At 50.4% G+C, this 518-nt stretch carries 1 protein-coding gene; it reads left to right on the top strand.

What is annotated here, in order from left to right; translation table 11 throughout:
- Positions 1 to 518, top strand: a 518-nt coding sequence (locus R7044_RS28055; protein WP_225456366.1) for a glycoside hydrolase family 2 TIM barrel-domain containing protein, incomplete at both ends; no start/stop codon positions are given.

Here is a 518-nt window from a genome sequence, read left to right as displayed (position 1 = left end):
ATGAATTACTTTGGCGAACACCCACACGAGAAGCCACGCATCATCTGCGAATACGCACACGCGATGGGGAACGGGCCGGGTGGTTTAACCGAATACCAAAACGTGTTCTATGCGCACGACCACATTCAAGGTCACTACGTTTGGGAATGGTGTGATCACGGCATTCTAGCACGTGATGAGCACGACCAAGAGTTCTACAAATACGGCGGCGATTATGGCGACTACCCAAACAACTACAACTTCTGCATGGATGGTCTGATTTACCCAGATCAAACCCCGGGCCCTGGCCTGAAAGAATACAAACAAGTCATTGCACCGGTGAAAATCCGCGCCGTTGAAGGTTGCCATGACCGCTTTATCGTTGAGAACAAATTGTGGTTCACCAACCTCGATGATTACACCATTACTGCTGACGTGCGTGCCGAAGGTGAAACCTTGCGAAGCGTGCAGTTTAAAGTCGAAGCTTTGGTCGCCAACAGCGAACGTGAAGTGACCATCGACCTGCCAGAATTGGATGA

The organism is Vibrio sp. 1402, assembly GCF_033340275.1.
Note: the sequence above shows the minus strand (reverse complement) of the source record. Positions and strands in the feature narration are given on the sequence as shown.